20 protein-coding genes are annotated in these 25,570 nt (G+C 71.7%); 12 read left to right on the forward strand and 8 right to left on the reverse strand.

Going from position 1 to position 25,570, the window contains the following annotated elements; genetic code table 11:
* Positions 1–7: 7 nt before the first annotated feature.
* The 3 genes from ACQPXG_RS12690 to ACQPXG_RS12700 form a co-directional block, all read right to left on the reverse strand.
* Positions 8–1,447, reverse strand: a complete 1,440-nt coding sequence (locus tag ACQPXG_RS12690; protein ID WP_433467861.1) for a maltokinase N-terminal cap-like domain-containing protein — start codon at positions 1,445–1,447, stop codon at positions 8–10.
* 2 nt (positions 1,448–1,449) lie between these two features.
* Entirely contained in the window at positions 1,450–3,201 is a 1,752-nt protein-coding gene (treS, locus tag ACQPXG_RS12695; protein WP_433469952.1) for a maltose alpha-D-glucosyltransferase, read from the reverse strand.
* Between the two features lie 98 nt (positions 3,202–3,299).
* The gene (locus ACQPXG_RS12700) at positions 3,300–5,318 is read right to left on the reverse strand and encodes an alpha-1,4-glucan--maltose-1-phosphate maltosyltransferase (RefSeq protein ID WP_433467862.1); all 2,019 of its coding nucleotides are present in this window, start codon (positions 5,316–5,318) and stop codon (positions 3,300–3,302) included.
* Positions 5,319–5,672: 354 nt separating this feature from the next.
* On the opposite strand from ACQPXG_RS12700, the gene glgP reads away from it, so the two are divergent.
* The gene (glgP, locus tag ACQPXG_RS12705; RefSeq protein WP_433467863.1) at positions 5,673–8,315 is read left to right on the forward strand and encodes an alpha-glucan family phosphorylase; all 2,643 of its coding nucleotides are present in this window, start codon (positions 5,673–5,675) and stop codon (positions 8,313–8,315) included.
* Here the strand turns inward: glgP and ACQPXG_RS12710 are convergent.
* Complete coding sequence (locus tag ACQPXG_RS12710) at positions 8,312–8,887, reverse strand: hypothetical protein (protein ID WP_433467864.1); 576 nt, start codon at positions 8,885–8,887, stop codon at positions 8,312–8,314. The genes glgP and ACQPXG_RS12710 overlap by 4 nt on opposite strands.
* On the reverse strand, positions 8,884–9,141 hold the full coding sequence (locus ACQPXG_RS12715; RefSeq protein WP_433469953.1) for a helix-turn-helix transcriptional regulator: 258 nt from the start codon (positions 9,139–9,141) through the stop codon (positions 8,884–8,886). The genes ACQPXG_RS12710 and ACQPXG_RS12715 overlap by 4 nt, the downstream gene beginning before the upstream one ends.
* 156 nt (positions 9,142–9,297) lie before the next feature.
* On the opposite strand from ACQPXG_RS12715, the gene ACQPXG_RS12720 reads away from it, so the two are divergent.
* A complete protein-coding gene (locus ACQPXG_RS12720) occupies positions 9,298–10,467 on the forward strand; it encodes a sensor histidine kinase (RefSeq protein ID WP_433467865.1) in 1,170 nt (389 codons plus the stop codon).
* A 14-nt stretch (positions 10,468–10,481) separates the two neighbouring features.
* Here ACQPXG_RS12720 and ACQPXG_RS12725 read toward each other — a convergent pair whose 3' ends face one another.
* The gene (locus tag ACQPXG_RS12725) at positions 10,482–11,258 is read right to left on the reverse strand and encodes an SWIM zinc finger family protein (protein ID WP_433467866.1); all 777 of its coding nucleotides are present in this window, start codon (positions 11,256–11,258) and stop codon (positions 10,482–10,484) included.
* The gene (locus ACQPXG_RS12730) at positions 11,258–14,257 is read right to left on the reverse strand and encodes a DEAD/DEAH box helicase (protein WP_433467867.1); all 3,000 of its coding nucleotides are present in this window, start codon (positions 14,255–14,257) and stop codon (positions 11,258–11,260) included. The genes ACQPXG_RS12725 and ACQPXG_RS12730 overlap by 1 nt, the downstream gene beginning before the upstream one ends.
* A gap of 153 nt (positions 14,258–14,410) precedes the next feature.
* Here ACQPXG_RS12730 and ACQPXG_RS12735 point away from each other — a divergent pair, with 153 nt between their 5' ends.
* Positions 14,411–15,301 carry an intradiol ring-cleavage dioxygenase gene (locus tag ACQPXG_RS12735; RefSeq protein WP_433467868.1) on the forward strand — a complete coding sequence of 297 codons (891 nt, stop codon included), beginning with the start codon at positions 14,411–14,413 and terminating at the stop codon, positions 15,299–15,301.
* A 95-nt stretch (positions 15,302–15,396) separates the two neighbouring features.
* Positions 15,397–16,179 carry an enoyl-CoA hydratase/isomerase family protein gene (locus ACQPXG_RS12740; protein WP_433467869.1) on the forward strand — a complete coding sequence of 261 codons (783 nt, stop codon included), beginning with the start codon at positions 15,397–15,399 and terminating at the stop codon, positions 16,177–16,179.
* Here the strand turns inward: ACQPXG_RS12740 and ACQPXG_RS12745 are convergent.
* Entirely contained in the window at positions 16,166–16,537 is a 372-nt protein-coding gene (locus ACQPXG_RS12745; protein WP_433467870.1) for a winged helix-turn-helix transcriptional regulator, read from the reverse strand. The two genes, ACQPXG_RS12740 and ACQPXG_RS12745, sit on opposite strands and share 14 nt — an antisense overlap.
* A gap of 83 nt (positions 16,538–16,620) precedes the next feature.
* Between ACQPXG_RS12745 and ACQPXG_RS12750 the strand changes: the two genes are divergently transcribed.
* The 8 genes from ACQPXG_RS12750 (at position 16,621) to ACQPXG_RS12785 (ending at position 25,548) form a co-directional block, all read left to right on the forward strand.
* Positions 16,621–17,304, forward strand: a complete 684-nt coding sequence (locus ACQPXG_RS12750) for an NADPH-dependent F420 reductase (RefSeq protein ID WP_433467871.1) — start codon at positions 16,621–16,623, stop codon at positions 17,302–17,304.
* A 66-nt stretch (positions 17,305–17,370) separates the two neighbouring features.
* Complete coding sequence (locus tag ACQPXG_RS12755) at positions 17,371–18,138, forward strand: SDR family NAD(P)-dependent oxidoreductase (protein WP_433467872.1); 768 nt, start codon at positions 17,371–17,373, stop codon at positions 18,136–18,138.
* Between the two features lie 174 nt (positions 18,139–18,312).
* Positions 18,313–19,263: an acyl-ACP desaturase gene (locus tag ACQPXG_RS12760; RefSeq protein ID WP_433467873.1), complete on the forward strand. Its 951-nt coding sequence runs from the start codon at positions 18,313–18,315 to the stop codon at positions 19,261–19,263.
* 81 nt (positions 19,264–19,344) lie between these two features.
* A complete protein-coding gene (locus tag ACQPXG_RS12765) occupies positions 19,345–20,169 on the forward strand; it encodes a serine/threonine-protein kinase (protein WP_433467874.1) in 825 nt (274 codons plus the stop codon).
* Between the two features lie 49 nt (positions 20,170–20,218).
* Entirely contained in the window at positions 20,219–22,156 is a 1,938-nt protein-coding gene (locus ACQPXG_RS12770) for a protein kinase domain-containing protein (protein WP_433467875.1), read from the forward strand.
* A 66-nt stretch (positions 22,157–22,222) separates the two neighbouring features.
* Positions 22,223–23,521, forward strand: coding sequence for a hypothetical protein (locus tag ACQPXG_RS12775; protein WP_433467876.1), 1,299 nt, complete (start codon positions 22,223–22,225; stop codon positions 23,519–23,521).
* A gap of 273 nt (positions 23,522–23,794) precedes the next feature.
* Positions 23,795–24,574, forward strand: coding sequence for an electron transfer flavoprotein subunit beta/FixA family protein (locus ACQPXG_RS12780; RefSeq protein WP_433467877.1), 780 nt, complete (start codon positions 23,795–23,797; stop codon positions 24,572–24,574).
* Between the two features lie 23 nt (positions 24,575–24,597).
* On the forward strand, positions 24,598–25,548 hold the full coding sequence (locus tag ACQPXG_RS12785; protein ID WP_433467878.1) for an electron transfer flavoprotein subunit alpha/FixB family protein: 951 nt from the start codon (positions 24,598–24,600) through the stop codon (positions 25,546–25,548).
* Positions 25,549–25,570 lie beyond the last annotated feature (22 nt).

Below are 25,570 nucleotides of genomic sequence, written 5' to 3' on the forward strand. Positions count from 1 at the left end.
GGCCCGGTCAGCCGGCGAGCCGGGCCAGCGACCGGAGCGGGACGGGCAGCCAGGACGGCCGGTTCCGCGCCTCGTACCGGATCTCGTAGACCGCCTTGTCGAACTCGAACGCCCGCACCAGCGCCGCGTGCACGGCCGGGTCGGGCCCGCCCGCGGCCGCGTAGCCGGCGCAGAACGCGGCCCGGTTCCGTTCCGCCCACGCCTGGGCGCGCAGCTCCAGCACGTCCGCCGTGCCGGGAGGCAGGTCGCCCTCTCCCGCCAGCAGGAACCGCGCCGCGTACTCGAAGGAGCGGAGCATCCCGGCGACGTCCCGCAGCGGATGCGCGGGCGCCCGGCGCTCGGCGGGCGTGCGGGCCGGCTCGCCCTCGAAGTCCAGCAGCACCCAGCCGTGGTCGGTGCGCAGCACCTGGCCGAGGTGGTAGTCGCCGTGCACGCGCTGGAACGGCAGCGGGGCCGCCTCCGCCGCGACCTCGTCGAACACCTCGCGGATCGCGTGCGCGTGCGGGCGCAGCTGCGGGACGGCGGCGCTGACCTGGTCGAGCTGCTCGTTCATCGCGAAGACGATCTCCCGCAGCAGCTCGGGCGGCGCGCGGGTCACGCCGAACGCGGCGGCGAGGTCGCGGTGCACCGCGGCCGTCGCCGCGCCGAGCCGCTCGGCCTCCGCGGCGAAGTCGCCGCCGACGGCCGCGGCGTCGTGCGCGGTGAACGCGGTCGGCGAGCCCGGCGGGCACGGTTGCGCGAACCAGTCACGGACGCTGGTGAGCGCGAGCTGCCACCCGTCCGTCGCGGAGTGCAGGAACTCCGACAGCAGCGCCAGCGTGACCGGCTCGCCTCCGGCCGCGTCAGGCTCCTGCTCGATCCAGCCGTGCACGGCGGGGATCTGCTCGCAGCCCTCGCGGGAGAGCGCGAGGTTGACCTCCAGGTCGGGGTTGACGCCGGGGGACAGGCGGCGGAACAGCTTGCAGATGTAGGCGTCGCCGAAGATCAGTGAGGTGTTGCTCTGCTCGGCCGGACTCGGGGCGCCGTCCAGATTCGTGCGGATGCCCGTACCGGGCGCGCGGCGGAAGATCAGCGGCCCTACCGTCCGCTCGGCGGCCATGAGCGCCAGCAGCGGGCGGGTCAGCTCAGGGTCGTTGACGGCGTCGTAGACGTATCCGGTGATGCCGTGTTCCCGTCCGTTCAGCAGTCCGATCGCGGCCGGTCCCAGCTGCTCGGGCAGGTCGCGGCGGACGCCGAGGAGGAGCTGGTAGTGGTCGGTGGTGCGGTTCTGGCGGATGTCGAGGACGAGGTGGTGCAGGCCGGGGTCGCCGGGGAGCAGCGTGGTGGCGGTGGCGATGGACAGGTCGTCGATGGGGCCGTCCTTGCCGCCGAACCACCGCTGCCGGGGCAGCCAGCCGGCGAGGAGCCGGACGAGCGAGGTGTCAGACGGCGGGCCGGACGGCGTCACGGCTACATCACTCCTTCTCCCGGCTCGGTCGTCTCGGGCGGCGGCGGCAGCAGGAACCAGTAGAAGCCGTGCCCGGGCAGGGTCAGCAGATACGGCAACTCGCCGATGGCCGGGAACTGGACGCCGCCCATGCACTCGATCGGGGCCGAACCCCGGAAGCGCCGCAGGTCCAGTTCGACGGGCTGCGGGAAGCGGGACAGGTTGTTCACGCAGAGGACGCTGTCCATGCCGCCCCACTGGTTGGTGTCCCCGCCGTTGATCTCGCGGGTGAAGGCCAGGACGGAGGGGTTGGAGGCGGACAGTTCGACGTAGGAGCCGACGCCGAAGACGGGGTGGCGTTGCCGGATCTCGATCATTTTGCGGGTCCAGTGGAGCAGGGATCCGGGGTTGTTGGCCTGTGCTTCGACGTTGACGGCTTGGTAGCCGTAGATGGGGTCCATGATGACGGGCAGGTAGAGGCGGGCGGGGTCGCAGTGGGAGAAGCCGGCGTTGCGGTCGGGGGTCCATTGCATGGGGGTGCGCACAGCGTCGCGGTCGCCGAGCCAGATGTTGTCGCCCATGCCGATTTCGTCGCCGTAGTACAGGACGGGTGAGCCGGGGAGGGAGAGCAGGAGGGCGGTGAAGAGTTCGAGTTGGTTGCGGTCGTTGTCCAGGAGGGGGGCCAGGCGGCGGCGGATGCCGATGTTGGCTTTCATGCGGGGGTCTTTGGCGTATTCGGTGTACATGTAGTCGCGTTCTTCGTCGGTGACCATCTCCAGGGTGAGTTCGTCGTGGTTTCGCAGGAAGATGCCCCATTGGCAGGATTCGGGGATTTTGGGGGTTTGGGCCATGATTTCGGAGATGGGGTAGCGCTGTTCGCGGCGGACGGCCATGAAGATGCGGGGCATGACGGGGAAGTGGAAGGCCATGTGGCATTCGTCGCCGCCGGCGGCGGGGTCGCCGAAGTATTCGACGACGTCGGCGGGCCATTGGTTGGCTTCGGCGAGCAGGACGCGGTCGGGGTAGAGGCGGTCGACTTCGGCGCGGACGCGTTTGAGGTAGGTGTGGGTTTGGGGGAGGTTTTCGCAGTTGGTGCCTTCGCGGGCGTACAGGTAGGGGACGGCGTCCAGGCGGAATCCGTCGATGCCCAGGTCGAGCCAGAAGCGGAGGTTTTCCAGCATGGCGTCTTGGACGGCGGGGTTGTCGTAGTTGAGGTCGGGTTGGTGGGTGAAGAAGCGGTGCCAGTAGTACTGGCCGCGGATGGGGTCGTAGGTCCAGTTGGAGGATTCGGTGTCGATGAAGATGATGCGGGCGTCGGGGTAGCCGGTGTCGTCGTCGGCCCACATGTAGAAGTCGCCGAAGGGGCCGTCGGGGTCGGTGCGGGAGGCTTGGAACCAGGGGTGTTGGTCGGAGGTGTGGTTCATGACCAGGTCGGCGATGACGCGGATGCCGCGGGCGTGGGCTTGTTCGATGAGTTCGACGAAGTCGCCGAGTTCGCCGAAGTCGGGCAGGATTTTGGTGTATTCGGCGATGTCGTAGCCGCCGTCGCGCAGGGGTGATTGGTAGATGGGCAGTAGCCATAGGCAGTCGATGCCGAGCCATTGCAGGTGGTCCAGGCGGGAGATCAGGCCGCGTAGGTCGCCGTAGCCGTCGTTGTTGGAGTCGGCGAACCCGCGCACCGACACCTCGTAGAACACCGCCGTCTTGAACCAGTGCGGGTCGCGCGGCGTCTCCGGGCTGAACGCGTCCGGGACGGGCTCGGACGAGGCCGGCATGGCGTCGGGCGGGATCTCGGGGATGGGTTCGTCCCGGGGCACCAGGCCCGGTGCGGCATCCGGCGGCACGGCCGGAAACTCTGGCTCGTGAGGTCCGCTCAACTCTCGCTGCTCCCGAAAGTCAATACGTGTGCGGGTCGGATCTGGGGATCGAGATAGACGTAGTTGGATTTGGTCCAGGTGTAGGTGGTGGCGTCGAGTTCGTCGGTGAGGGTGAATTGGTGGGTGGGGTCGTCGGGGAGGCCGAGGGCGGGCAGGTCGAGGTGGATGGTGGCTTCGCGGGGTTGGTGGGGGTTGAGGTTCACCACGGTCAGTACGACGTCGTCGAGGTGGCGTTTGGAGAAGGCCAGGAGTTCGGGCTGGTCGATGTGGTGGAAGTGCAGGTTGCGGAGTTGCTGTAGGGCGGGGTGGGTGTTGCGGAGTGTGTTGAGTTGGGTGATGAGGGGGGCGATGGTGGTGCCGGTGCGGTCGGCGGCTTCCCAGTCGCGGGGCCGGTACTGGTATTTCTCGGAGTCGCGGTATTCCTCGCTGCCGGGGCGGACGGGGGTGTTCTCGCATAGTTCGTAGCCGGCGTAGACGCCCCAGGTCGGGGAGAGCAGCGCGGCCAGCACGGCGCGGATCTCAAAGGCGGGGCGGCCGCCGTGCTGGAGGTATTCGTTGAGGATGTCGGGGGTGTTGGTAAAGGCATTGGGGCGCATGTACGTCGCCGCCGGGCCCGCCAGTTCCTCGAAGTATTCGCGGAGTTCGTCGGCGGTGTTGCGCCAGGTGAAGTAGGTGTAGGACTGGTGGAATCCGATTTTGGCCAGGGTGTGCATCATGGCGGGTCGGGTGAAGGCTTCGGCGAGGAAGATCACGTCGGGGTCGGTGGTGTGGATGTCGGCCAGGAGCCGTTCCCAGAACGCGACGGGTTTGGTGTGGGGGTTGTCGACGCGGAAGATCCGTACGCCGTGGTCCATCCAGTGCCGGATGACGCGGTGGATTTCGGTGGCCAGCCCGTCGGGGTCGTGGTCGAAGTTGAGGGGGTAGATGTCCTGGTATTTCTTGGGCGGGTTCTCGGCGTAGGCGATGGTGCCGTCGGCGCGGGTGGTGAACCATTCGGGGTGTTGGGTGACCCAGGGGTGGTCCGGCGAACACTGCAGCGCCAGGTCCAGGGCGACTTCGAGGCCGCAGGTGGCGGCGTAGGCGACGAAGGCGTCGAAGTCGGCCAGGGTGCCCAGGTCGGGGTGGATCGCATCGTGGCCGCCGTCGGGTGAGCCGATGGCCCAGGGGGAGCCGGGGTCGTAGGGGCCGGAGTCCAGGGTGTTGTTGGGGCCTTTGCGGTGGGTGGTGCCGATGGGGTGGATGGGCGGCAGGTAGATGACGTCGAAGCCCATGTCGGCGATGGCGGGGAGGCGTTTCATCGCGGTGCGGAAGGTGCCCGAGGTCGGGCCGCGGCGGCCGATGGGGTCGAAGGCGGCGCCTTCGGAGCGGGGGAAGAATTCGTACCAGGCGCCGTACAGGGCGCGTTGCCGGTGCACCACCAGCGGGTACCAGTCGCTCACGGTCAGCAGATCCCGCAACGGATGACGCTCCAGCGCGTCCTCGACGTCGGGATCGGCCACGGCCTCCATGCGGTCGACGACCGGCACGGTCTCGTCCCCGAGCCGTTTCGCCAGCCGCTCCAGGGTCGGACGGTCCTTGCTGGGAACGGCCTCGGCCGCACGCGCGAACAGCAGCGAACCTTCGGCGAGCATGAGTTCGACGTCCTGCCCGTGGGGGACCTTGATCTGGGCGTCGTGCCACCAGTGCGCGATCGGATCGCCCCACGCCTCCACCCGGAACGACCACGACCCCATCTCCGTCGGCGTCACCCGGGCCGACCACCGGTCCAGCCCCACACCCACCTCGGCCATCCGTCGCGGCGGCAGCTCCTGCCCGTCCGGCGTCCGCAGCACCACCGCCGCACCCAGCATCTCGTGACCCTCACGGAACACCGTCGCCGACACCTCGACGGTCTCGCCCACCACCGCCTTCGCCGGCCACCGGCCACACCCCACCACCGGCGCCACGTCCACGATCGGAATGCGACCAAGCCTCGGAATGCCGGTCGTACTTGACGTTCCGGACTCGACGTGCATGTGCCACCCCTACCCGTTCGAGACTTCCAAAACGTCCCATGCCCGGGAACCGGCGCCTACCGTCCCGTAGTTTTCGATAACTTTGCGCCGCGCCCCGTCACCCTCCGTGCGGGTGCGGGCGTGACCTCACAGGCTCCGGCCGCGGGGAGCCGGTCTTGGGATGGTCGAGTTTGGGCAAACGCTCGGCCGTGGCGTCCGGTCCGGATTCGGGGGCGGGCGGAGGTGAGGCGACGCCAGCCCTTACGGGGACGGGGTTCGCGCGGTTGCGCCGGCGTGCGGACGATCAGTCCGCGAGGTGACTGTGTGGTCCCCGCCGTCGCGCCCACGGCCGGATACCGCATAGCGTGACGTTGCGTGAAGGCAATCCGACGTTTCACGGTCCGCACCGTCCTTCCCGAGCCGCTCAAGCAGCTTGAGGAACTCGTCCTCAACCTGCGCTGGTCCTGGCACCACGAGACGCTCGACCTGTTCCGCGCCGTGGACCCGGCGCTCTGGAAGGCCGTTCACCATGATCCGGTGCGGCTGCTCGGCGAGGTCGCGCCGGAGCGGCTGGCACGCCTGGCGGAGGACCGGCGGTTCCTGCGCCGCCTCCAGGACACCGCCGAGGACCTGCGCGAGTACCTGACCGCTCCCCGCTGGTACCAGAAGCGCTTCGCCAGTGAGGACGACGCGCCGGCCTGCATCGCCTACTTCTCACCCGAGTACGGGATCACCGCCGCGCTGCCGCAGTACTCCGGCGGCCTCGGCATCCTCGCGGGCGACCATCTGAAGACCGCGAGCGACCTCGGCGTCCCGATCCTCGGGGTCGGGCTGCTGTACCGGCACGGCTACTTCTCCCAGTCGCTGTCGCCGGACGGCTGGCAGCTGGAGCGCTACCCGCCGATCGACCCGAACGGCCTGCCGCTGACCCTGCTCCGCGAACGGGACGGGACGCCGGTCCGCGTCACCATCGGCCTCCCCCCGGAGGTGGCGGGGCGCGGCCACGGGGGCGGAACGCAGCGGAGCGACCTGCACGCACAGGTGTGGATCGCGCGCGTCGGGCGCGTCCCGCAGCTGCTGCTCGACTCCGACGTCGAGGACAACGACCAGTCCGCGCAGGACGTCACCGACCGGCTCTACGGCGGCGGCGGCGATCACCGGCTGCTCCAGGAGATGCTGCTCGGCATCGGCGGCGTCCGGGCGATCCGCGCGTACTGCCGCATCACCGGGCATCCGGAGCCCGAGGTGTTCCACACGAACGAGGGCCACGCCGGGTTCCTCGGCCTGGAACGCATCCGCGAGCTGGTGTCGGAGGACGGCCTGACGTTCGACGAGGCCCTGGAGGCGACGCGGGCGGGCACGGTGTTCACCACCCACACCCCCGTCCCGGCCGGCATCGACCGGTTCCCCCGCGACCTGATCAGCCGGTACTTCGGCGGCGCGAACGAGAAGGAGCAGGTCCCCGTCGACCGGGTCCTCGCGCTCGGCGCCGAGGACTACCCGGGCGGCGACCGCACCGTGTTCAACATGGCCGTGATGGGCATGCGCCTCGCGCAGCGCGTCAACGGCGTCAGCGAGCTGCACGGCGAGGTCAGCCGGGAGATGTTCGGCGGGCTGTGGGGCGGGTTCGACACCTCCGACGTCCCCATCGGGTCGATCACCAACGGCGTGCACGCCGGCACCTGGGTGGCGCGCGAGGTGCTGGAGTTCACCGCCCGGGAGCTGCCGTCCGTCATGGAGTCCGGGCGCGGCTGGGAGGACGTCCGGAACGTCTCCGAGGCGGAGATCTGGCGGATGCGGGGCCTGCTGCGGCGCCGGCTCGTGCTGGACGCGCGGCGCCGGCTCCGCGAGTCGTGGCGGCAGCGCGGCGCCAGCGAGGCCGAGATCTCCTGGATCGACGACGCCCTCGACCCCGACGTCCTGACCATCGGGTTCGCGCGGCGTGTCCCGTCCTACAAGCGGCTGACGCTGATGATGGCCGACCCGGACCGGCTCCGCGCGATCCTGCTGGACCCGGACCGTCCCGTGCAGATCGTCATCGCGGGCAAGGCGCATCCGGCGGACGAGGGCGGCAAGCGTCTCATCCAGGACATCGTGCGGTTCGCCGGGTCCGAGGACGTCCGGCACCGGATCGTGTTCCTGCCCGACTACGACATGGCGCTCGGGCAGCTCATGGTGCAGGGCTGCGACGTGTGGATGAACAACCCGCTGCGCCCGCTGGAGGCGTGCGGCACGTCCGGGATGAAGGCCGCGCTGAACGGCGGGCTGAACCTGTCGATCCGCGACGGCTGGTGGGACGAGTGGTACGACGGCCAGAACGGCTGGGCCATCCCGTCCGCCGACGGGCTCGCGAGCCCCGACCGGCGGGACGAGCTGGAGGCCGCCGCGCTCTACGAGCTGATCGAGGACCACGTGTCCGTCACCTTCTACGACCGGGACTCGGCCGGGCTGCCGCGCCGCTGGCTGGAGATGGTGAAGCACACCATCGCCACGCTCGGCCCGAAGGTCCTCGCGAGCCGGATGCTGCGCGACTACGTCGAGGACCTCTACGCACCGGCTGCCGCGGCCGAGCGGTCCATGGTCGCCGACAAGTTCGCGGGCGCCCGGGACCTGGCGGCGTGGAAACGGCGGGTTCGTACGGCGTGGCCGCGGGTCGCCGTCGACCATGTCGAGTCCAACGGGGAGGAGAGCCCCCAGGTCGGCACGCGGCTGACGGTCCGTGTCGTCGTCGGCCTCGGCGGGCTCGATCCGGAGGACGTCGCCGTGGAGGTCGCCTACGGCAGGGTGGACGACACCGACGCGCTGGTCGGCCCGTCCTACCTGGAACTGGACGAGGGCGCGCCGGCCGAGGACGGGCGGTACCGGTACACCGGCGAGGTGCCGCTCGGCCGGAGCGGCGCGTTCGGCTACAGCGTCCGGGTGGTGCCGAGCCATCCGCTGCTGTCGGGACGGGCCGAGATGGGCCTCGTCGCGCTGCCTCCCGCGCCGCACGGCATGACGAACGGCGACCTGCGCTAGGCGTCGCCCTCCCGCTCCTCTTCGGCGGGCGGGTCGGTCGTCTGCCAGGCCGCCACGATGAGGGGCAGGAAGACGTGCGTCGCGAGCAGGGCGAACAGGATGAGGAAGAGCGCGGCGCCGGGGATCTGTGATTCGCGCCCGTCGCGGTCGGCGATGCTCGTCACCACCACCACCGCGACCAGCACGAACGTCGTGGCCCGGTGGGCGGTCGCGAACGCGCGGAGCCGCGCGGTGATCTGCCGCTCGTCCAGCTCCCGCTCCCGCTTGGAGGTCAGTCCCCGGGTCACCGCGATCAGCTGACCGGCGAGGGGGAGCCCGACCACCAGCAGGACGCCCAGGATCACGAAGTTGGTGATCATCGCGGTGTCGCTCGGGGCCAGCACCCAGGACACCGCGGCGTCCACCCAGAACAGTCCCAGCGTGACCGCGCCCGCCCCCGCCAGCACGCGGCGGGGCCGCTGCCGGGCGTAGCGGGCGGGCATCCGGCGCTCCAGCTCGTCGTCCAGGGCCGCCAGCCGCTGCTCGCGCTTGCGGCGCGAGCGCTCCAGCCTTCCGATGGGGCTTTCCGTCATGACGCGTCTCCGATTCTGGGGAACGGTTTCAGGGAGAAGACGACCTCGACCGGCACCTCGAAGTACTCGGCGATGCGCAGGGCGAGATGCAGGCTGGGGCTGTACTCGCCCCGTTCCAGATAGCCGACCGTCTGGTAGTGCACGTTCAGCGCGCCCGCCAGGTCGCGGCGCGAGACGCCGCGTTCGGCCCGCAGCACCGGGATCCGGTTGTAGACGGTCTCCTTGTCGGCGGACGCCGGGCCGCTCTTGCGGATCACCGCCCGGCCCTTCGCATGGCTCGCGTCCCCATCGGCCGCACCTCCTCTGTATGGATACTTGGATCGTCCGCCGTATCTCTGTAACTGTTGATAGCAGTTGTACTACATTTCATCGCAGACGTGCAAGCAAACGGATCCTGGCAGGATGGACATGTGCGACTAGCAGCCCGACGCGAGCGGCCTGTCCCGTGGCTGCCCGGCGGCCGCACGGCCGACGCGCTCCTGGCCGGCGGATCGTTCGCCGTCCTCGCCGCGATGGCGCTCGTGTCGACGCACATGGGCCCGCCCTCGCGGATGCCCGCCTACAGTTGGGCGCTGCTGGCGCTCACGTGCGGGGCGCTGTACTTCCGCCGCGCCCATCCCGTCGCGGTCGGTGCCGTCACGCTCCTCGGCTGCGCCGTCTACTACCCGGTCACCGAGCCGGACGGCCCGGTCGTGCTCACCTTCGTCGTCGCGCTCTACACGGCGGCGGCCGAGGGATACCTCACGGCGGCCATCGTCCTCGCCGGGATCTCGGCGGCCACGACCGTGGCCGCCGACCGCCGCGACGACGTCAACCACCTCGCGGACGCCGCCGGCTTCCTGCTCATCGGGTGGTTCGTCGCCGTCGTCGCGATCGGTGGGGTCGTCCGCAACCGCCGCGCGTACCTGCGCGAGGCCGAGGAACGGGCGCGGGTCGCCGAGCGCGGGCGGGAGGCCGAGGCCCGCCGCCGCGCGATCGAGGAGCGGCTGCGCATCGCCCGCGAGCTGCACGACGTCCTCGGCCACAACATCTCGCTGATCAACGTGCAGGCCACCGCGGCGCTGCACGGCCTGCGCCGCGAGCCGGAACGCGCCGAGGACGCCCTCACCGCGATCAAGCAGGCCAGCAAGGACACGCTGCGGGAGATGCGCGCCACCCTCGGCGTCCTGCGGCAGGTCGACGAGGCCGCGCCGGTCGCGCCCGCCCCCGGCCTCGCCCGGCTGGACGAGCTGGCCAAGGGCATCGCCGCCGCCGGCCTGAAGATCCGCACCGAGATCGAGGGCGAGCCGCGCCCCCTGCCCGCCGACGCCGACCTCGCCGCGTACCGCATCGTCCAGGAGGCCCTCACGAACGTCACCCGCCACTCCAACGCGACCTCGGCGCTCGTCCGCATCCGCTACGGCGACGACGACGTGACCGTGAGCGTGGAGGACGACGGAACACCCGCCTCCGCCGCACCCTCGGCGGACGGCACCGGCATCCGCGGCATGCGCGACCGTGCGGAGGCCCTCGGCGGCACCCTGGACGCCGCCCCCGACCCGGACGGCGGCTTCAAAGTACGCGCCCACCTGCCCCTTTAGCCGTCCCTGCCCCTCTAGTCGTCTTCGCCTGCGGCGAGGGACTCATAGACGGGCGCCAGCACGTCGGTGAGGGGACGGCGGCGGATCCTGATCGGCGGAGGTGTCGCCACCTGGAGGACGAAGCCGGGCGGAACGGGTGGGGCCGGCGGACGTTCACGGAGCCGGGCCAGGCCGGACGGAGGCGTCCAGAAGCCGGCGGCCGTGAGCGGCTCGTCCTCCATCTCGAAGGGGTCCGGTTCGGTCTCGGTGGCGCGGCGCAGGGCGGCGAGGAGCTGGTCTCTGCCTCGCCCGTTCCACTGGAGGATGAGGAACGGGTCGTCGTCGAACGCTTCGGCCAGCAGGTAGAGAACGGCGGCGGCGTGCTTGCACGGGTCGCCCCAGTCGGGGCAGTCGCACATCAGGTGCAGGTCGGACGCCGATCCCGGGAACAGCGCCAGGCCCAGCTCGGCGAACACCCACTCGATCTCCGGGGGCATCTCGCCGGCCAGCAGGCGGGCGCGGAACACCGCGCGTGACGCCAGCTCCTTCTCGACGGCGCGCCAGTCGTCCGCGTCGATCGCGTCGATGCTGAGCGCCACCTCGTACGGCTCGGGCGCCGAGCCGTGCACCCGCGCGGTCACCTCGTACGGCTCGACCTTCAGATCGAACACGTTGCCCTTGCGCGCGTAGGTGCGGCCGCGCTGGAGTCTGCCCGTGTCGGCGAACGACTCGACCAGGTCGATGAAACGCCGCGACCACCATTCGGTGCCGATCGAGCCGCGCCTGTTGCGGGCTCTGATGCCCTCGTCCATCAATCGCTCACCGCCTCAGGCGACAGGCGCAGTACATCGCGGAGTTCGGCAACCGAAAGCTCGGTCAGCCAGTCCTCGCCGGTGCCGACGATCGACTCGGCGAGGGCCTTCTTGCGTTCGATCATCTCGTCGACGCGCTCCTCCATCGTCCCGACGCAGATGAACTTGCGGACCTGCACGTTCTTCGTCTGCCCGATGCGGAACGCGCGGTCGGTCGCCTGGTCTTCGACGGCCGGGTTCCACCAGCGGTCGACGTGCACGACATGGTTGGCGGCGGTCAGCGTCAGTCCGGTCCCGGCGGCCTTGAGGGACAGCAGGAAGATCGACGGTTCGGTGTCGTTCTGGAACTGCTGGACGAGGTCGTCCCGTGCCTGTTTGGACGTTCCGCCGTGCAACCAGAGAACGGGACGTTCGAGACGGGCCGCCAGGTAGGGCTGGAGCATCGAGCCGAACTCGGCGTACTGGGTGAAGACCAGCGCCTTCTCGCCCTGCTCCAGGACCTCGGAGCAGATCTCCTCCAGCCGTTCGAGCTTGCCCGAACGGCCCGGGAGACGTGAGCCGTCCTTGAGCAGCTGCGCCGGATGGTTGCAGACCTGCTTGAGCTTGGCCATCGTCGCCAGGACGAGCCCGCGCCGCTTCGTCTCGTCCGCCTCGGCGATCTGCTGGAGCATGTCGTCCACGGTCGCCTGGTAGAGCGACGCCTGCTCGGTGGTGAGGTTGCAGTAGACCTTGATCTCCTGCTTCTCCGGCAGGTCCGAGATGATCGACGTGTCGGTCTTGAGACGGCGCAGGATGAACGGCTGCGTCGCCCGTTTCAGTGCGAGCGCGGCCTGCTCGTCGCCTTCGCGCTCGATCGGGATGGCGAACCGCTGCCGGAACGCGCTGCGCGGCCCGAGCAGCCCCGGGTTCGCGAACTCCATGATCGACCACAGTTCGGTCAGGTGGTTCTCCACCGGCGTGCCCGTGAGCGCGATCCGGCTCCGCGCCGGGATGCTCCGCACCGCCCTGGCCTGCCGCGTCCCGCTGTTCTTGAGCGCCTGCGCCTCGTCGCAGATGACCCGCTCCCACTCGATCGGCGCGAGCATCTCCGCGTCCCGCGTCGCCGTCCCGTAGGTGGTCAGCACCAGATCGGCACCGGCGACGGCCTCGACCAGCTCGTCGCCGCGGTGCCGTCCCGTCCCGTGGTGGACGTACACGCGCAGCTTCGGCGTGAACCGCGCCGCCTCCCGCTGCCAGTTCCCCACCAGCGACATCGGCAGGATCGCCAGCGTCGGGGCGGGACGGCCGCCATCCTCCCTTTCATGGATAAGTAGCGACAAGACCGAAATGGTCTTGCCCAGTCCCATGTCGTCCGCGAGGAGCGCGCCGAGGCCGAGGTCGTTCATGAACGTCAGCCAGGCTAGGCCGCGTTCCTGGTAGGGGCGGAGTTCCGCGTCCAGTTCGTCCGGCGTGCGCATGGGGGTGAGGCGGCGGTCGGCTTCGCCTGACAACAGGTCGCCGAGGGGGCCGCCCGCGTCGACGTCGGTGAGGGGGAGGGTGTCGTCGCCCGCGTGGACGATCGCGCGGATCGCCTCGGCGGCGGTCATGCGTCCTCGTCGCGGGTGGCGGAGGAAGTCGAGGGCCGCTTCGAGCTGTTCCTCGTCCAGTTCGACCCACTGGCCGCGCAGGCGGACGAGCGGCGTCTTGAGGCGGGCCAGTTCCTCCAGTTCGGCCTCGTCGATGCTCTCGTCGCCGATGGCCAGGTCCCAGCGGAAGTCGACCATGGCCTTCAGGTCGAAGCCCGACGGAGCGGCCGACCCGGAGGACGCCTCCGGATCCTCCTCGCGGGTCGTCAGCCTCATGCCGAGCTTCGCCTTGCCCGCCCACTGGGGCAGCAGGACGCCGAAGCCCGCGGCGGCGAGCATCGGGGCCGCCTGGCGGAGGAAGCGGAACGCGCCCGCCGTGTCGAGGGGGAGCCCGTCCGGCGCGGGGCCGTCCAGAGCGGGCGCCATGTCGGGGAAGAGGCGCAGGGCGCGGCCCAGGCCCGCGAGCAAGGTCTCCTCGGCGTCCGGGATCGAGGTCGCCTCCCCTGCCCAGACCATCGCGGCCGGGACGTAGAGGCTCGGGTCGTCGGTGCCCTGGAGGGCGAACTCGACGCGCCAGGAGTCGTCGTCCTTCGGCTCCTCCTCGTCCTCGAAGCCCTCGGCGCCCGGTTCGGCGAGGCGGAAGCAGACGCGGAGCGGGCCCGACGGGCGGCGCGCGGCCGCGGCCCAGGCGTCCAGCTCGGCGATCAGGTCGTCGGGGTCGTCGCGGGGTTCGCGGGCGACGTAGGGGGACGGGCCGGTCAGCGCCATCACCCAGCGTTCGGCGAGCGGCAGCCGGTCGGGCTCCTTGCGCCGCGACACCAGCAGCGGGTGCGGCACCACGCCCCGGACGGCGGTGTCGGCCAGGCCCGACAGCGCCTCGCGCAGGACCTCGGCGGCGGGGCGCCCGCCGTCGGCGGCGCGGCAGGCGGCGGGCATCGCGCGGGCCAGCGCGCGGAATCGCGCCGGGTCGTCGATCACCGGGCGCCAGCGGGCCACGAGGTCGCCGTCCTCGCGCAGCAGCGCGGGCAGGACGTGGCCGCGCTCCGCGAGGTGCACCGCCTCGTCCGCGAGCATGCACAGGAAGCGCAGGTCGGTGCCCGGGATCACGTCCGCGCCGTCCTCGGCTGCCTGGAGCAGCGCCATCGCCGGGAACGGTTCGAGGACGAGCGCCGGGACGCGCCACGGACGCAGCTCGGGCTCGTCCCGCACCGGCTCGGGACCCAGCTCGGCCGAGGGCAGCGGGTGGTCGCCGAGGGTCGGCAGCGACATCGTCAGCTCGACGCGGAACGCGGTGCGGACGAGCGGCTCGTAGGACGTCCCGGTGAAGTCGCAGGTCGCGAAGGGGTGGGTGTCAGGAGAAGGCTCGTACGGGCCGGTGCGTTCGGCCCAGAGGCAGAGCGCACCGCCATGCCAGGTGGCGTGGGCGACGAGCATGGTCCTCGAAGCTACCAGCAGCCTCGGACATCATCACCGGTCACATTTCTGACAGCGGTCACTCAGACAATTCTCATAGTTGTCAAATTCCCCTCTAACACGGCGCCTGGAGGCTCCCTCCATCGCACAGTCCACGTGATGAGGAGGCTCCCGATGGCAGCGAACGGAGAAGGCAGAGTGAGCCGCCGCGCCGCGCTCACCGCGATGGGCGGCGCAGGGCTCGGCGCGGTCGGCGTGGTCGCCGGCGGTGTCGCGCTGGCGGACGGCTCGGAGACCAAGACCGGCACGCCCGTGTCGAACGTGACCACCCCTGCGTGCGTGCTGTCGCCGGAGACGACCGAGGGCCCGTACTACCTGGACTACGAGATGGTCCGCCGGGACGTCACCGAGGACCGTCCCGGCATCCCGATGATCCTGCGCGTCACCGTCGTCGACACGACCGCCGGCTGCCGTCCGGTCAAGCGCGCCGCCGTGGACATCTGGCACTGCGACGCGGGCGGTGTGTACTCCGGCTACGAGGGCAACACGCTGCCGGGCGGGCCGCCGTCCGGCACCCCGACGGACGCGCCGACGGGCACGCCGACCGGGACGCCCACCGGCCCGCCGCCCGGCGGCGGCGGCGGGCACGCCGACCCGGTCAACGACCTGACGTTCCTGCGCGGGGTCCAGCTCACCAACGGGCACGGGATCGCCGAGCTCCGGACGATCTACCCGGGCTGGTACCAGGGGCGGGCCCTGCACATCCACGTCAAGGTGCACGTCGGCGGCAAGGTGGACGCCGAGGAGAAGACCTACACCGGCGGGCACGTCAGCCACACCGGGCAGTTCTTCTTCGCCGAGGAACTCGCCGAGAAGGTCGCCGCCATGGAGCCGTACAAGAACAACACGGTCACGCGGGTGAAGCTGGAGGAGGACGGGATCTACCAGCGGGCGGGGTCGGGCCTGCTGACCATCCGCCCCGCCCACCGGGGCCGCATCGAGCGCGGCCTGATCGCCGCGATCACGGTCGGCGTGGACCCGTCCGCCACCCCCGCCGCCGTCTGAGGAACGGCCCGCCGCCGGAGGGCGCCGCCCCGGCGGCGGGCGCCCGCTGGTTAGGCTCGGGGCGTCCGCCACCGAGTCAGCGCAGGAGGGTCGCCGTGGGCGAGTTCGTACGGGTCGAGGTCGAGGACGGGATCGCGACGATCAGGCTGGACCGTCCGAAGATGAACGCCCTGAACGCGCAGATGCAGCTGGAGCTGATCGACGCGGCCCGGCAGGTCACCCAGGACGACGCCGTCTCCGCGGTCGTGCTGTACGGCGGCGAGCGGGTGTTCGCGGCGGGCGCCGACATCAAGGAGATGGCCCCGATGTCGTACGCCGAGATGTCGGCGGGGCACTCGCGGCTGCTCCAGGACTTCGCCAAGGCGCTCGCCGCCATCCCGAAGCCGGTCATCGCGGCGATCACCGGGTACGCGCTCGGCGGCGGACTGGAGGTGGCGCTGACCGCCGACTTCCGCGTCGCCGGCGAGGGCGCGAAGGTGGGGCAGCCGGAGATCCAGCTCGGCATCATCCCCGGCGCGGGCGGCACGCAGCGGCTCTCCCGGCTGATCGGGCCGTCCCGGGCCAAGGACCTGATCTTCTCCGGGCGGCATGTGGAGGCCCCAGAGGCGCTCGCGATCGGCCTGGTCGACCGGGTCGTCCCGGACGAGGACGTCTACAAGGCCGCCAGGAAGTGGGCGGCGACGTTCGTCGGCGGCCCCGCGATCGCGCTGCGCGCCGCCAAGCAGGCCATCGACCGGGGCCTGGAGGCCGACCTCGACACGGGGCTGGAGTTCGAGCGGACGCAGTTCGCCGCCCTGTTCGCCACCGACGACCAGGCGCACGGCATGAAGAGCTTCATGGAGGAGGGGCCGGGCAAGGCCAAGTTCACGGGCCGGTGAGCGCGCGGTCCTGCGCGTCCAGCACCTCGTCGGCGTAGCGCTCGGTCCAGCGGCCCAGGGCGGAGAGGGGCTCGATCAGCCCGCGTCCCGGGCCGGTCAGCCCGTACTCCACGCGCGGCGGCGCCTCGGCGTAGCGGCGGCGGGTCACCAGGCCGTTGTGTTCGAGGCGGCGGAGGGTCTCGGTCAGCACCTTGTGGCTGATGCCGCCGATCCGGTCGCGCATCTCGCCCGGACGCAGCGGGCCGTCCCGCAGCGTCCAGACCACGACGCCCGTCCACCTGCCGGACAGCAGGTCGAGGCCGAGCCGCGTCCGGCAGTCGGCGATGAAGTCGTTCTCGTCCATGGGATCGCCCGCCATCCTGCCCTTCCCGATACGCACCGGATGGTGCCGAACGGACCGCCTAGCGTCCCGTCCGACGGTAGTCGAACCGGGAGGTGGTCATGCGGATCGGAGTGCTCGGCGCGGGCGCCATGGCGGACGCGCTCGCCACGCAGTGGGCGAGCAAGGGACACGAGGTGCGGATCGGAGCCAGGACGCCCGAGAAGGCGGCGGCGCTCGCCGGGCGGATCGGGCCCGGCGCGGCCGGGGGCACGCTGCGGGAGGCGGCGGAGTTCGGTGACGTGGTGCTCGTCGCCGTCTGGCACGAGGGCGTCGCGGACGTCCTGCGCGAGGCGGGCCCCCTGGAGGGACGGGTGCTGATCGACTGCACCAACCCCATGGAGCCCCCGTTCGAGGGGCTCAAGACGGCGGACGGCCCGTCCGCCGCGCGGCGGATCGCGGACGCGACGGGCGCGCGGGTCGTCAAGGCGTTCAACACGTGCCACGAGAGCGTGTGGCGGATGACGCCGCCGGCGTTCGGCGGGAGGCCATTGGGCGTCCCGCTGTGCGGTGACGACGAGGAGGCGCTGGCCACTGTGCGGGCGCTCGTGATCGATCTCGGTTGCGTGCCCATGAACGGCGGAAGCCTGGAGAGGGCCGGTCTCCTGGAGGCCACCACCGCGTTCATGGTGGGGCTGTGGGTCGCGGGGGAGGACCCGTCCGCGATGCTGCCGCCGCCCGAGTACGCGGGCGGCGACCCTCGGCGGACCTCGGGACCGGACGGCATATCGAAAATCGCTGGCTAAAACGTTATTTGTGTTTTTGGGTGTGCTGCCCGGGATTGTGAAGATCGGCCGATAGCATCTGCCGCCATGCGACACGCATACCGGACCGCGCTCGTGACGGGCGCGTCCAGCGGCATCGGGGAGAGCTTCGCGCGGCTCCTGGCCGCCCGCGGCACCGACCTGGTGATCGTGGCGCGCCGCGCCGACCTGCTGGACGGCCTGGCCCGCGAGCTGGTCGAGCGGTACCGGGTCGCCGTGGAGGTGCTCGCGGCCGACCTCGCCGACCCCGCGCAGCGCGCCGAGGTCGAGGGGCGGCTCCGCGCCGAACCGGTCGAACTGCTCGTCAACAACGCCGGATACGGCGCGTTCGGGGCGTTCGCGGAGCTTCCGCTCGACGACCACCTCGCGCAGATCGAGCTCAACGTGGACGCGGTGGTGCGGCTCACCCACGCCGTCCTCCCGGGGATGATCGCGCGCGGCCGGGGCGGGGTGCTGAACGTCGCGTCGATGGCGGGCTTCACACCGTCGCCCGGCAGCGCGACGTACGGGGCGACGAAGGCGTACGTGGCGGCCTTCTCCGAGAGCCTGCACTCGGAGGTCGCGGGCAAGGGCGTCCACGTGACGGCGCTCTGCCCTGGCTTCACCCGCACGGAGGACGACGTCCCACCCAATCTGCTGTGGTTGCGGCGCGAGGACGTGGCGCGGGCGGGGCTGGAGGCGGTGTCGGCCGGACGCGCGCTGTGCGTCCCGGGCGTCCAGTACAAGGCGGCGTTCCCGGCGCTGCGGCTGGTCCCGAGGCCGCTGCTCAGGGCCGCGGTGAACCGCATGTGGCAACAGGCCGCCGACACGCGGTGACAAAAGGTCACCCTCTCTTATTGCTCAGGTCTACAAAAGTTCCCGCGGGTTGCTTGTTGCGGGGGTGACTTGACGGGGGTCACCGTGAGTGGCGACGATCGAACCTACGCTTGAGTAGGTTGTGAACGGCCTGCTGGGCGGCCGAACGAACACCTCGTCGAGCGAAGGAACCGCATGTCCGTGACCCCCGAAGACAAGCTCCAGACCGGTCTCATGCTCGACCTGGAGCCGGTGGTCGAGAAGGAACTGAACCGGCACATGTCGATGGCCAAGGAATGGTTCCCCCACCAGTACGTCCCGTGGAGCGAGGGACGTGACTTCGACGGGCCGCTGGACGGCGAGCCGTGGTCGCTGGAGCACTCGAAGCTCAGCATCGAGGCGCGCGAGTCGCTCATCGTCAACCTCCTCACCGAGGACAACCTCCCCGGCTACCACCGCGCCATCGCCACCGTGTTCGGCCGCGAGGGCGCCTGGGGCACCTGGGTCAACCGGTGGACGGCCGAGGAGAACCGGCACGGCATCGTCCTGCGGGACTACCTCACCGTGACCCGCGCGGTCGACCCGATCGCGCTGGAGCGCGCCCGTATGCACCACATGGAGGCGGGCTACGAGGCCGACCACGGCGACTCGTTCCTGCACGGATCGGCGTACGTGGCGTTCCAGGAGCTCGCCACCCGCGTGTCGCACCGCAACACCGGCAGGGCGTCCGGCGACCCCGTCTGCGAGCAGATGATGAGCCGCATCGCCGCCGACGAGAACCTCCACATGATCTTCTACCGGAACCTGATGGCCGCCGCCCTGGAGGCGAGCCCGAACGAGACGATGCGGGCCATCGCCGACGTCGTGATGACGTTCCACATGCCCGGCCACAGCATCGACGGGTTCCTCCGCAAGTCCGTGATCATCGCCAACGCCGGCATCTACGACCTGCGGCTCCACCATGACGACGTGCTCGTCCCGGTACTGCGCAAGTGGGGCGTGTTCGACCGCACCGACCTGTCCGGCGACGGTGAGAAGGCGCGCGAGGAGCTCGCCGAGTTCCTGGGGCAGCTCGACGCGTCCGCGACCAAGTTCGAGACCCGCCGCGAGGAGCGCCGCGCCCGCCAGGCAGCGCGCAAGGGCTGAGCGCGCGGCCCCTGCCCGGGGGGTTCCAGGGGCCTCGGAAGGGCCGGGAACGAGTGCGCGGTTTCCGGCGTCAAAGGATGCATGGGGACGCATCGGCGACTGGGCGGGTATCGGTTGCTGGACGTGATCGGCCGGGGGAGCACCGCGGTGGTGTACCTGGCGATGGACGTCTACGGCCGCGAGGTCGCGGTCAAGGAACTGATCCCGGAACTGGTGGGGGAGCCGGAGGCGATCAGCCGGCTGGCCCGGGAGATGTCGGCGCAGGCGCGGGTGCGCAGCGCCTACGTCGCACGGCTGCTGGACGGGGAGGTCGCGGCGGAACGGCCGCACGTGGCCATGCAGTACGTGCCGGGCTGCCCGCTGAACGACCTGGTCTCGGCGTACGGACCGCTGCGCGGCGACCGGCTCGTCCGGTTCGCGCGGCGGCTGGCGCTGGCGCTCGGGGACGTCCACGACGCGGGCGTGCTGCACCGCGACGTGTCGCCCGGCAACGTGATCGTGCTGGGCGACCGGCCGACGCTGATCGACTTCGGCATCGCGCACGAGGCGGGCGCCGTGCAGCTCACCAGGCGCGGCATGGTCGTGGGGACGCCCGCCTACCTGGCGCCGGAGCTGATCGAGGGGGAACGCGCCACCACCGCGTCGGACGTGTTCTCCTGGGCGTCGACGGTCGCGTACGCGGCGACGGGACGCCCGCCGTTCGGGCGGGGGTCGCTGCACGGGGTGTGCTTCCGGATCCTGCGCGGCGAGGCCGACATCGACGGTGTTCCGGAGCCGCTGGCGGCGCTCCTGCGGGCGGCGTTCCGCCGCGACGCGTCCGGGCGTCCCGCCGCGCGCCGGATCGCCGGGGCGCTCGCGCATGGCGACGCCCTCACCACCAGGCGTGACGGGGTGGTGGCCGCCTGACGCCGATCGAATCTCCCGCGCGATCGGCAAGGGTAGGGTTTCGTAAACGATGAAGGGAGCTGTCACGTCCGGGGACCGAATCGGCCACTACAGCGTGCTCCAGACCCTGGGGGAAGGGGGCATGGGCGTCGTCTACCTCGGCGCCGACCCCGAGGGGCGCAACGTGGCCATCAAGGTGCTGCGGCCCGCGGTCGCGGGGGACGCCACGGCGCGCCGCCGGCTGGCCCGCGAGGTCGACTCCATGCGGCGGGTGCACAGCCCGCACGTCGCGGAGATTCTCGATGCCGACGTCACCGCCGACCGCCCCTACATCGTGACCCAGTACGTGCCCGGCCGGACGCTCGAGGAGATCGTCGAGGAGTCCGGCCCGATCTACGGGCAGGGGCTGCAGCGGCTCGGGGTCGGCCTGGCGTCGGCGCTGTCGGCGATCCACGGCGCCGGGATCGTGCACCGCGACCTGAAGCCCGGCAACGTGATGCTCGTGGACGGCGAGCCCGTCGTGATCGACTTCGGCATCGCGCAGGGCGCCGACGCGACCCGGCTCACCGCGACCGGAATGGTCATCGGCACCCCCGGCTACCTCTCCCCGGAGATCATCGAGGGCGAGGACGCCGGCCCGCCCTCGGACGTGCACGCCTGGGCCGGGACGGTCGCCTACGCCGCGACCGGCCGGCCGCCGTTCGGCTCCGGCACCTTCGAGTCGATCTTCTACAAGATCATGCAGGGATCGCCTGACCTGGACGGCGTGCCCGACGCGATGCTGCCCGTGCTGCGCTCGGCGATGGCGCGGCACCCGGCCGAGCGTCCGACCGCGGTGAACCTGGTACAGCTCACCCGGCGGATCCACCTCGAAGCCACGATCACCGACCAGACGCGGGTCGACCAGCACTACCGGCCCCCGGGCGCCTCGCAGCCGGTGGAGGAGCCGTCGGCCGACCACTCCCGGCAGTTCTCGATGCCGGCGCCGGGGCCGCAGGACCCGCCCGCCCGGCCGACCGCGCCGGGCGGGTCGGCGATCCCGGCGCCCGCGCCCGTTCCGTCGCCCGCGCCGGTCCCGGCGCAGCCGAAGGACTTCGTGGGGCAGTTGCCGCCCGCCGCGCCACCGCCGCCTCCGCCGGCCCCGCCGCCCGGCCAGTTCAAGGCGGGGGAGCAGTTCGGGCCGCACGGCTACCGCGGGCCGGACCCCTACGCCCAGGGCGGCTACCCGCCGCCCTACGGGCCGCCCTCGAACCAGCCGGCCCCGGGCGCGCTCCAGCGCGGCCCCTACGACCAGCAGACGCAGGACGCGCAGCGGCGCGCCGCCGACCAGGCCCATGCCGACCGGGAGCGCGCCGACCGGGAGCGCGCCGCCCGGGAGGGCGCCGACAAGGACAGGCGCAAGCCCTACGGCTGGTACCGGGTGCTCAGCTTCCTCGTCCTGGTCGCGCTGCTGGGGTTCGCGAACATCCTGCCGCTGCTGGCGCTGGCCGTCACCATCGGCGGCGCGTTCGTGCTGCGGATGGGGGACAAGGCCGCCAAGGGCATGGAGGGCCGGCAGACGCGGCGGGGCCCGCGCTCCGGCGACGCGGTGGCGGCCGCGTTCCGGACGCCGCTGCACCTGCCGGGCGCCCTGCTGTCCACGGTGCTGTGGACGTCGCTCAGCCTCATCGCGGGCCTGATCCTGCTCGGCGTGCTGATCTTCGCGCAGCCCGACATGACCGCCTCGAAGGCGATCGCCTACTCGTCCATGGCGGTGATCGGGCTGCTGTGCCTCGCGCCGGGCAGCGGCGCGCCCCGGCGGCAGCTCGCCCGGATCTGGGGCGCGCTGCTGCCGCGCGCCGAGGCCGCGCTCGCCGGCGCGCTGATCCTCGGGATCTTCGCGACGGTGCTGGTCGTGCTGTCGCGGAACCAGCTGCCCGACACCACCCCGGTGGGCGGAATGAGCCAGGACCTGGAGAGCCTGCGCGCCGACGTCCGCGACCTCGTGTCGAGCATTCCCGGCACCTGACTCCCGCCGCCGGTCCGCGGCGACGGGTCCGCGGGGAGATTTCAGGTCGGTAAGGTGGCGGGCCATATGAGCGGTGAGACGAGCCGTCAGGCGCACATCGGTCCGTACCGGCTGCTGTCCAGGCTGGGCGGCGGAACCGGTGACGTCCATCGCGCCGCGGGGCCCGACGGCCGGGACGTGGCGATCAGGCTGCTGCCGCCGGAGGCCGCCCCCGACATCCGGCGGATGCGCGAGGTCCTCAGCCCCTACGTGGTGGACGTCCTCGACGGCGAGCCCGCAGGCCCGCGCCCTTACCTCGTGTCCCGGTTCGTCCCTGGACGGCCGCTCGCGGAGACGCTCGCCGAGCAGGGGCCCATGTCGGGGGACGCGCTGCGCCGCATGGCCTTCGGGCTGGCCAAGGCCCTCGCCGCCATCCACCGGACGGGGCTCGCGCACGGCGAGCTGGGGCCCGGAACGGTTCTCGTCGTGGACGACGCCCCTGTCGTCGTCGACTTCGCGCTGACCTCTGGTGCCTCGGTCGCCGACGACGTCCGGGCATGGGCGGCGACGGTCACGTTCGCCGCGACGGGACGGCCGGACGCGCCCGCCGAGGCGCTGCCCGCCGCGCTGCGTCCGCTGGTCGCCGCCGCGTCGCATCCCGACCTGGAGGCGCGTCCGTCGGCGGCGGAGCTGGCGGAGGCGGCGTCGAGCCTGGACCTTCCGGCCGCTCCCGGTGTCCGCACCGCTCCCGAGCCCCCCGCTCCACGCCCGGCGCTCGGGCCGTCCGCCGCGCCCGAGTCGCCCGGCGCGGCCGGCCCGGCCGGGAGGCCCGCCGAGGAGCGGGAGCCCGCGGTGGTGCGGGGGTGGGCGCGGCTGCTCGCGGCCATGGTGGTGGTGATCGGGATCGGCGTCGTGATCATGGCGCCGATCGCGGGCCTCGCCGTCACCCTGGTCGCGGTGACGCTGCTGCGGGTGGCGGGCACGACCGCGCGCGGATGGGCGTGGGCGTTCGGCCGGACGCTGCTGACCGTCCCCTACGCGGCGGTGTTCACGGTCGCCGTCCCGCTCGGGCTCGCGGCGGTGTCGGCGGTCGGCGGGGAGCTGGACTCGCTCACCGCCTGCGCCTTCGGAGCCGGGGCAGGGGCGGCGGTGCTGTGGACGGCGCCGGGCGTCAGCGCCCCGCGGCGGCAGCTGGAGCGCTGGTTCCTTCCGGTGGCGCGGCGCCCGAGGGCCGTCGCCGCCGCGGCCGCGGGCCTCGGCGTCCTGTGCCTGGTGGCGGGCGTCGGCGCCATGACGCTGACCCCGAGCTTCTCCCCGACCTACGGGCTTCAGGGGACGCTGGAAAGCTCGATGGACCGGCTGCAGCACGCCGTCGACGGGAGCTGAGGCGTGCGGCCCGTCCCCGCGGTCGGAACGTGGTTCGGGCAGTGAACGCCATGCCCACGTGGGTAAGGTCTCACGAACTGGGATTTGCCTTGGGGCTACCCATGAGTAACATTTGGGGTGTACGGCCAACCAGGGACCCGGCGCCGAAGCACGTTCGGGTGTTTGGCAGGCTGTGACTTCGAAAGCGCATGTCCGCGTCGACCCGTCATGGGCGGCGCCCCTCTGCCGCTTACCTCAGCGGCCAACTGAGTGCAGGGAGGTCGGCCACCGGCCATGAACATCGTCGTCCTGGTGAAGCAGGTTCCCGATACGGAGAGCCCGCGCAAGCTGAAGTCCGATGACAGCACCCTCGACCGCGCCGCGGCGGACGGTGTGATCAACGAGCTCGATGAGTACGCGATCGAAGAGGCGCTGCGCATCAAGGAGGCCCAGGGCGGCGAGGTGACCGTCCTGACCATGGGCCCCGACAAGGCGACCGACTCCATCCGCAAGTCCCTGGCCATGGGCGCCGACAAGGCCGTGCACCTCCTCGACGAGGGCCTCGCCGGCTCCGACGCGCTGCAGACCTCCTACGCGATCCAGCAGGCGCTCGGCCGCACCGGGTTCGACCTCGTGATCCTCGGCTCGGAGTCCACCGACGCGCGGACCGGCGTGCTCGCCGCGATGCTCGCCGAGCGGCTCGGCGTCCCGCAGCTGTCGCTCGCGAACAAGGTCGAGATCGACGGGACGTCCGTCACGGTGCAGCGGCAGACCGACTACGGCTTCGACCGGGTCGAGGCGAGCCTGCCCGCGGTCGTGTCCGTCGTGGAGAAGATCAACGAGCCGCGCTACCCCTCCTTCAAGGGGATCATGGCGGCCAAGAAGAAGCCGGTCGAGACGCTCGGGCTCGGCGACGCCGGCATCGACGCGTCCCAGGTCGGCCTGGCGAACGCCGCGACCGAGGTGGTCGACTTCGCCGAGGCGCCGCCGCGCGCCAAGGGCGAGATCGTCACCGACGAGGGCGACGGCGGCGCGAAGATCGCCGAGTTCCTCGCGTCGAAGAAGTTCGTCTGAGCGAGGAAGGGGATTAGGAACCGATGGCTGAGATTCTCGTCCTCGTCGACCACGTCGACGGTGAGGTCAAGAAGGTCACGCTCGAACTGCTGACGCTGGCGAACCGGCTCGGCGAGGCCGCCGCGGTATGGGTCGGCCCGGGCTACGAGAACGCCAGGGACAGGCTCGCCGAGTACGGCGCCGGCACGGTCTACGTGGCCGCCGACGAGGAGCTGGCCTCCTATGTCGTCGCCCCGAAGGCCGCGCTGCTGGCCCAGCTGGTCGGCGAGAAGTCGCCGGCGGCGGTGCTGGTCGCCGCGACGGCCGAGGGCAAGGAGATCGCCGGGCGCCTCGCGGTCAAGACCGGCTCCGGTGTGCTCACCGACGTCGTGGACGTCGCCGACGGCTTCGTCGCCGAGCACTCCATCTTCGGCGGCGGGATCATCGCGCACGCCAGGGTGCGGACCGGCACGCCGATCATCGCCGTCCGGCCGAACTCCGTCGCCCCCGAGGCGTCGGCGGTCACTCCGGCTGAGGAGCAGGTGGCGGTCGCGCTCTCGGACGCCGACAAGGGCGCCAGGATCGTGGAGAAGGTCGTCCAGGAGAAGGGCGAGCGCCCGGACCTGACCGAGGCCGCGATCGTGGTCTCCGGCGGCCGCGGCGTCGGCGGCGCCGAGAACTTCAAGATCATCGAGGCGGTGGCCGACTCGCTCGGCGCGGCCGTCGGCGCCTCCCGCGCCGCCACCGACGCCGGCTGGTACCCGCACTCGTTCCAGGTCGGCCAGACCGGCAAGACCGTGTCGCCGCAGCTCTACATCGCGGTCGGCATCTCCGGGGCCATCCAGCACCGGGCCGGCATGCAGACCTCGAAGACCATCGTCGCCATCAACAAGGACCCTGAGGCGCCGATCTTCGAGCTCGTCGACTACGGGATCGTGGGCGACCTCTTCCAGGTCGCGCCGCAGCTCACCGAGGAGATCAACAAGCGCAAGTGATCTCCCGCGACCGGCCCCGGCG

The organism is Spirillospora sp. CA-128828 (assembly GCF_050945415.1).
GTDB lineage: Bacteria > Actinomycetota > Actinomycetes > Streptosporangiales > Streptosporangiaceae > Spirillospora.

Bases quoted from the DNA above. Each gene is read 5' to 3' on its own strand.
- ACQPXG_RS12735 (WP_433467868.1), top strand. From the start codon at position 14,411: ATGGCAGCGAACGGAGAAGGCAGAGTGAGCCGCCGCGCCGCGCTCACC.
- ACQPXG_RS12785 (WP_433467878.1), top strand. From the start codon at position 24,598: ATGGCTGAGATTCTCGTCCTCGTCGACCACGTCGACGGTGAGGTCAAG.
- ACQPXG_RS12760 (WP_433467873.1), top strand. From the start codon at position 18,313: ATGTCCGTGACCCCCGAAGACAAGCTCCAGACCGGTCTCATGCTCGAC.
- ACQPXG_RS12755 (WP_433467872.1), top strand. From the start codon at position 17,371: ATGCGACACGCATACCGGACCGCGCTCGTGACGGGCGCGTCCAGCGGC.
- ACQPXG_RS12700 (WP_433467862.1), bottom strand. From the start codon at position 5,318: ATGCACGTCGAGTCCGGAACGTCAAGTACGACCGGCATTCCGAGGCTT.
- ACQPXG_RS12750 (WP_433467871.1), top strand. From the start codon at position 16,621: ATGCGGATCGGAGTGCTCGGCGCGGGCGCCATGGCGGACGCGCTCGCC.
- ACQPXG_RS12725 (WP_433467866.1), bottom strand. From the start codon at position 11,258: ATGGACGAGGGCATCAGAGCCCGCAACAGGCGCGGCTCGATCGGCACC.
- ACQPXG_RS12765 (WP_433467874.1), top strand. From the start codon at position 19,345: ATGGGGACGCATCGGCGACTGGGCGGGTATCGGTTGCTGGACGTGATC.
- treS (WP_433469952.1), bottom strand. From the start codon at position 3,201: ATGCCGGCCTCGTCCGAGCCCGTCCCGGACGCGTTCAGCCCGGAGACG.
- ACQPXG_RS12770 (WP_433467875.1), top strand. From the start codon at position 20,219: ATGAAGGGAGCTGTCACGTCCGGGGACCGAATCGGCCACTACAGCGTG.
- ACQPXG_RS12730 (WP_433467867.1), bottom strand. From the start codon at position 14,257: ATGCTCGTCGCCCACGCCACCTGGCATGGCGGTGCGCTCTGCCTCTGG.
- ACQPXG_RS12775 (WP_433467876.1), top strand. From the start codon at position 22,223: ATGAGCGGTGAGACGAGCCGTCAGGCGCACATCGGTCCGTACCGGCTG.
- ACQPXG_RS12710 (WP_433467864.1), bottom strand. From the start codon at position 8,887: ATGACGGAAAGCCCCATCGGAAGGCTGGAGCGCTCGCGCCGCAAGCGC.
- ACQPXG_RS12780 (WP_433467877.1), top strand. From the start codon at position 23,795: ATGAACATCGTCGTCCTGGTGAAGCAGGTTCCCGATACGGAGAGCCCG.
- ACQPXG_RS12745 (WP_433467870.1), bottom strand. From the start codon at position 16,537: ATGGCGGGCGATCCCATGGACGAGAACGACTTCATCGCCGACTGCCGG.